The sequence below is a fragment of the Bartonella grahamii ATCC 700132 genome (assembly GCF_000518085.1).
In the GTDB taxonomy this organism is placed as follows: domain Bacteria; phylum Pseudomonadota; class Alphaproteobacteria; order Rhizobiales; family Rhizobiaceae; genus Bartonella; species Bartonella grahamii.
Map to the genome: position 1 here is coordinate 1 of NZ_JACX01000043.1, position 5,393 is coordinate 5,393.

Sequence of the window (5,393 nt, forward strand, 5' to 3'; positions counted from 1 at the left end):
TACAAGCTTTCTTTTTCATTGGATACTATACTTTGGTACTCAGATATTGCTCTTTGGTATTCCTTTTTAGTTTGTGTATTGTTTCTTATGTTACATACACGCAGTTTAATAAATATATCTATTTACACACTACAGTGCTCAGTTAAAAACCAAAAGTAAAATTTCCGATTTTATAAAACTGTTCAGATTAAATGGCGTTGTCTCTTCTCAACGTTCATAGATGAAATCAACAAGAGCATAAAAAAACTATCGAAAGCAGTTTAATACTCTTTGTAGCAGGAAAGAAGTCAACGCATTGAACGAAGCATGGCATCACGTAAAATTGCGTTAATCCGTGTTTGATATCCTTTCCCTTGACTTTTAAGCCACGCTAGAACGTCTGAATCCACACGTACTGTTGTGACAGTTTTGGTTGGTTTATAGAATGGGTTGCGAACGGCTTTTTTCCAGAATGCATCATCTAGTGACGGAATATCACTATGATCAATTGCACTGTCCGGCATTGCAGCCAGGTTATCAACTTCAACTCTCTGTTTATCTGTCAAAGGTGATAAGTTACCTACATCAATTTCATAACGAACTTTCTTCTTCATAACGTTTCCTTTCTTTCGAGTTAGCTCGCCGCGCTGAAATAATACGGATTACTTCTATACCATCTTTATCATCATGGACAGTATGCGCCACGAGCAGCAGTAAAAAACCATCCACAAGACCCAAAGTTTGCCAACGATATTCTCCGTTTTCAATACGGTCTTGTTTAACCATGGCGAACGGGTCTGCAAAAACACGAGCAGCAATTTCAAAACTGACACGGTGCTTTCTAAGATTACTTTTTGCTTTAGTTTCATCCCATTCAAATCTTATTTTCATATCTTATGTTAATACATTTATGTATGTATATCAAGAGTTTTAAATGAACACTGAACTATTTATGTTTTTTTGCATATTAAATATAATTTTATATGTTAAAAAACAATAATATCCTTTTGAAATAATTGAAAAAATATGCAAATTATGCTAGAATTTTGTATGTATTAAAATACAAATTTAAGGTAAGAAAAAACATGCTAAATAAAGTGATGTTAATCGGGCGTTTAGGTGCTGATCCCGAAAGCAAAACAATGAATTCTGGAACAGAAATAGTCAATTTTAGTATAGCAACTTCTGAAAGCTATACGGATAAAAATACTCATCAAAAAATAGAGAAAACTGAATGGCATTCAGTTGTGATTTTTAATCCACATTTGGCAAAAATTGCACTTCAGTATCTAAACAAAGGTTCAAAAGTTTACGTAGAAGGAAAATTACAGACACGCAAATGGCAAGATAAAAATGGGCATGACCGTTACACAACAGAGATTATTTTACCGCAATTCAAAGGCGAGTTGTATTTGCTTGATGCAAAGAAAGAGCAATCTGCCCCTTCATCTATTACTTCTCAAAATTATGCTATCGCTTCAGGTGCCGCTGATCATAGTGCATCTCTTAATGACAGCATACCATTTTGATTGATAAAATATAACAAAGAGAAGTATGTGGGCTCCCACAGATTAGGGGATGTATGAAGAAGAAAGATGCTTACATTTCACAAGTGAAAGTACGTCAAGATCCTGTTAATCAATTGGCAATTGAAATGCGTGCTAAACGCTTTGGTTTGACTATTGAAGAGGCTAAAAATCCGCTTGCTGGTACTTATGTTGGGCGGCTGTGTTTGCAAGGCATGCTTACTCAAGACCAGTATGATGCTGCGCAAAAATATCTTGAAGTGAAAAATGACTATTTGTGTGCAAAAGGTTTACCAAGCGCTGTTTATGATGAAATACCATCATCTTCTGATGACAAAGCAAGAGAGAAATGGGTTGAATTTGCAACAGAACAGTTTTCTAATATGCAAGAGGCGATAAAAGAAACACAACATCTCTATAGACAGTATAATCTTTATACATCAATACAATATATTGTTATCGAAGACCAAATGTTACCACATCTTGTGAATTCATTGCGGGTCGCTCTTAACGCGCTTCATAAATATTTTGACAGAAAAACTAAATGGTAAATGTTGTATGTTGGTTCTTTCGCTATGACGCGAAACGTTTTTCTGTACAATTCGTTATATTTGTATTACAGTGAATACAAATATGAGGATTGTGTTATGACGATATCTATTCGATTGCCAAGTGATCTCGAAACACGTTTGAATAATTTAGCTGCTAAGACAGGACGTACAAAGTCTTTTTATTTGCGTGAGATTATTGAACGTGGAATAGAGGAAGCAGAGGATTATTATTTAGCTTCACAAGTAAGAGAGCGCGTTCGAAGGGGAGAGGGTACTTTTTATAGCTCTGAAGAGGTGAGGAAAGAGCTTGGCTTGGACGATTAGATATGAAAAAAAAGCTCTTAGTTTTTTAAAAAAATGCGATAAAAAAGAAGCACGGAGGATTGTTGATTTTTTAGATCAACATGTTGCTCCTCTTGAAGATGTGCGTGTAATAGGTAAGCCCTTAAAAGGACAATTATCAGGTTTATGGAGATATCGTGTAGGAGATTACAGGATACTTTGTGAACTCTATGATAAGGAGCTTGTCGTATTAGTTTTGGCTATTGGACATAGAAAAAGCATATATAAAGGCTAAGGCAAATCTTTTATAAAATATTTTGATTCTTAATCAAGAATTAAAAGGAGTAATACCGCGCAACTAATTAGAGCAGTTGTTAATAAAAAGAAATAAGCAGGAATTTTCAATTTAAAGCGCCAAAGTAAGTTAATGATGATGGACATTATACTAATAAATATGAATATTCCTGTTATAATGATGAATATAATGATGAAATCATCAAATGTTATGCGCCTCTGAGGTTTTTCATAATCAGAAACAGTGGAAAACGAAATGTTATATTGATTAATTCCACTATCTGATAAAATCTTGTTTGGGTGCTGTTCTACTACGTATTGCTTTTGCAAAACTTTAATTTTTTCATGTAAATTTTCATCAGTATTAGAAGACTTGTAATGAGTAAGAATCTGTTCACTGTTAGCATAATCAGAAAGAAAAAGCCCACTGATCACTATGATTAATAAGTAAATTATTTTTTTTGCTGATAAATAATTCATTATTTCTTTTGTGGTTGGAGTTTAAGTATGTATTAAAGATTAGGGAAAACGCTTAATAAATATTTTGATCGTTAGACAATTTTCCAAATAAATTTGATCAACGCTACCAGCGCTATAAGACAAATTAATATCAATGCTATAATCGCTACGATTCCTACAATTTCATCTAAATTTTCTATTATAGTAATAAAAATACCAATAAAAATTAACACTCCTAAAAATGCTATTCCTATTACAGGATAAAACACAAAAACTGCCGACCCAGCCGCCCAAGCCGCTGTTTGGAATTGGAGGGATAAGAGCTCATAAAATGCGCTGTCAATATTTTCATCTTTTAAACTTAGCTTTTCTTCTCTTGCACATGCACTTAGTATCAAAAAATACGATACAAATGCTACAAATATTGGTACAATTAATTTATCTTGTTGTTGATTGTCTAATCCGAAGGGATTAAAAGCAAGTATCATAAGACTAATTATAGCAGAGAATGGTAAAAATAAAATTAGTGTAAATATCTTTTTAATTCTGCATAAAACTGCTTTTTTGAAAAATAACATTAATTCCCCCCGCTTTTTGCTAATCAATAACTTTGTGCTTCCATATAATTGATTCGTTTAGAAGATACAATTGTGAGTGGTTGGTTGTTAAAGACACTAGATTTAGGTGAAAAAAATAAAAAATACACAATATAGTGATTTTTTTGTTGACAGGATATGAAAAATAGTGTTTTATGGCGTTGCTGTACTAGTCGAATTGCGTCTAGAATTACGGTAAAGGTATAACCTTTCTTATAAGTTTATCTGATTGTTCAGAGCCCTGCTTTTGCGGGGTTTTTTTATTGTCTTGTTTACAAAAAGAAACACACATGAAAACCACTGAAAAACTTGCAAAAAGAACGCCCCCAAAGGCAGGTCAAGGGCGGGTAAAAGGCGTGCCAAATAAAACGACACGTATTTTGAAAGAAGCAGTGCTTAAAGCAGCAGAGCGCGCTGGTAATAAATATGGTGATGATGGTTTGATCTCTTATCTTGAAAAACAGGCAATCAAATGCCCCGCTGCTTATTTGGCATTGTTGGGGAAGATTTTGCCTCTTCAAGTGACAGGGGAAGATGGGGGAGCCATTAAGATGATAACGCGTGTAGAAATCGCGCCTTTAGTTCATGACAACACGACAGATTAATATTGTTCCAAAGCTTATACCGATTTTTACAGGGAAGGCTTTGGTACGTGCTGCTTGGGGAGGGAGAGGGTCTGGAAAGACAAGATCATTTGCCTTGATGGCTGCTTTAAAAGGCTATCAATTTGGTAGGGAAGGGATATCAGGCACTATACTTTGTGCACGGCAGTTTCAAAACTCGCTAGCAGAAAGTTCATTGGAGGAAATTAAACGCGCCATTGAAGCGCATGACTTTTTAAAGGACTATTACAAGGTTGGGGAGTCGTCGATTAAGTCGATAGATGGTCGTATAGCCTTTCAGTTTTCTGGTCTTGACCGCAATATAGCCAGTATCAAATCCATGGGGCGTATTTTGCTGTGTTGGGTTGATGAGGCAGAGCCCGTTACAGAGACGGCTTGGCAAACGCTTATACCGACTTTGCGAGAAGAAGGAGAGGGGTGGAGAGCAGAGTTGTGGGTGACATGGAATCCATTGCGAGAGAATGCCCCCGTTGAGAAGCGGTTTCGCTTTTCAGACAATGAGGCAATCAAGCGTGTGGAGATCAACTGGTCAGACAATCCGAAGTTTCCGAAGATCTTGAATGAAGCGCGATTGGATGATCTGAGAAACCGTCCAGAGACCTATAAGCATATCTGGGAAGGGGATTATCTTAAAGCGGTTCAAGGCGCTTATTATCAAAAGGAAATGTTGGCAGCCGAGCAAGAGGGGCGGATAGGGCGTGTTGCTCGTGACCCCTTGATGCAGATACGCGCCTTTTGGGATATTGGGGGCACGGGTGCTAAGGCAGATGCCACAGCGATATGGATAGCACAGTTTGTGGGGCGAGAAATCAGAGTGCTTAATTATTACGAAGCACAGGGACAGCCTTTATCGGAACATATAGGCTGGTTGCGTCAAAACGGTTATGAGAAGGCATTGATGGTTCTCCCCCATGATGGTGCGACCAGAGACCGTGTGCACAATGTGAGTTTTGAGAGTGCTTTAAATGATGCGGGCTTTGAAACGCAAGTTGTTCCCAATCAGGGAGCAGGGGCGGTTAAGATGCGTATAGAGGCGGTGCGTCGTATTTTGCCGTCTGTTTGGTTCAATGAAAAGACGACGGT

9 protein-coding genes are annotated in these 5,393 nt (G+C 36.9%); 6 read left to right on the forward strand and 3 right to left on the reverse strand.

What is annotated here, in order from left to right:
- Positions 1–287: 287 nt before the first annotated feature.
- Positions 288–593 carry a BrnA antitoxin family protein gene (locus U736_RS0108330; RefSeq protein ID WP_026500643.1) on the reverse strand — a complete coding sequence of 102 codons (306 nt, stop codon included), beginning with the start codon at positions 591–593 and terminating at the stop codon, positions 288–290.
- Complete coding sequence (locus U736_RS0108335) at positions 571–870, reverse strand: BrnT family toxin (protein WP_006925654.1); 300 nt, start codon at positions 868–870, stop codon at positions 571–573. Before U736_RS0108335 ends, U736_RS0108330 begins: the two co-directional genes overlap by 23 nt.
- Positions 871–1,064: 194 nt before the next feature.
- On the opposite strand from U736_RS0108335, the gene ssb reads away from it, so the two are divergent.
- The 4 genes from ssb (at position 1,065) to U736_RS0108355 (ending at position 2,633) form a co-directional block, all read left to right on the forward strand.
- Positions 1,065–1,508 carry a single-stranded DNA-binding protein gene (ssb, locus tag U736_RS0108340; RefSeq protein ID WP_026500644.1) on the forward strand — a complete coding sequence of 148 codons (444 nt, stop codon included), beginning with the start codon at positions 1,065–1,067 and terminating at the stop codon, positions 1,506–1,508.
- 53 nt (positions 1,509–1,561) lie between these two features.
- Positions 1,562–2,056 carry a hypothetical protein gene (locus U736_RS0108345; RefSeq protein WP_026500645.1) on the forward strand — a complete coding sequence of 165 codons (495 nt, stop codon included), beginning with the start codon at positions 1,562–1,564 and terminating at the stop codon, positions 2,054–2,056.
- A gap of 96 nt (positions 2,057–2,152) precedes the next feature.
- Entirely contained in the window at positions 2,153–2,380 is a 228-nt protein-coding gene (gene relB / locus U736_RS0108350; RefSeq protein WP_007346764.1) for a type II toxin-antitoxin system RelB family antitoxin, read from the forward strand.
- Entirely contained in the window at positions 2,364–2,633 is a 270-nt protein-coding gene (locus U736_RS0108355; RefSeq protein ID WP_015856325.1) for a type II toxin-antitoxin system RelE family toxin, read from the forward strand. The genes relB and U736_RS0108355 overlap by 17 nt, the downstream gene beginning before the upstream one ends.
- A 550-nt stretch (positions 2,634–3,183) precedes the next feature.
- Here U736_RS0108355 and U736_RS0108365 read toward each other — a convergent pair.
- Complete coding sequence (locus U736_RS0108365) at positions 3,184–3,696, reverse strand: hypothetical protein (protein WP_244596109.1); 513 nt, start codon at positions 3,694–3,696, stop codon at positions 3,184–3,186.
- A gap of 281 nt (positions 3,697–3,977) precedes the next feature.
- On the opposite strand from U736_RS0108365, the gene U736_RS0108370 reads away from it, so the two are divergent.
- The gene (locus U736_RS0108370) at positions 3,978–4,292 is read left to right on the forward strand and encodes a hypothetical protein (RefSeq protein WP_026500648.1); all 315 of its coding nucleotides are present in this window, start codon (positions 3,978–3,980) and stop codon (positions 4,290–4,292) included.
- Positions 4,273–5,393, forward strand: a 1,121-nt coding sequence (locus tag U736_RS0108375; protein ID WP_026500649.1) for a PBSX family phage terminase large subunit, incomplete at its 3' end; no start/stop codon positions are given. The genes U736_RS0108370 and U736_RS0108375, both read left to right, overlap by 20 nt.